Raw genomic sequence first — 398 nt, 5'->3', positions numbered from 1 at the left:
GGTGAAAACACGACGGTCATCCTGAACGGTGATTACACCGGGGTAAACACCCTCACAACAGTACAGCAAGGGCAAGACATTCTGGGGGCTGCAAACCTTAAGGTCAAAACCCCTTCAGGAAGAACTGTCAGCATTACCACACCATCAGCCAGTCTCTCAGGTGCAGGTAGTAATAGTGGCAGTGGCTCAGTCCGGTTTTTTGATATGGCTGATAACAGCAGTCTTATCGGTGTGAAAGCCAAAATAACAAATTCATCTTCAGCAATAATCGCCAAAATTGAGGGCAAAGACAACGTCAAGATTCTGAACAACACGCTCATCTCAGAGGTGAGTAGCGAGACAGCGGGTATTCTAGAGATAAGGAATAGCCGTAATGTCACCGTACGTGATAACAATAT

At 46.2% G+C, this 398-nt stretch carries 1 pseudogene; it reads left to right on the top strand.

Annotated features, from left to right (window positions below):
* Window positions 1-398: pseudogene (locus B4K20_RS00365) on the top strand (hypothetical protein); the annotation flags it as partial.

Origin of the sequence: Methylophaga sp. UBA5088 (assembly GCF_002414625.1) — a bacterium.
GTDB classification, from domain to species: Bacteria; Pseudomonadota; Gammaproteobacteria; order Nitrosococcales; family Methylophagaceae; genus Methylophaga; species Methylophaga marina.
This window is presented reverse-complemented; position numbering and strand designations above follow the sequence as displayed.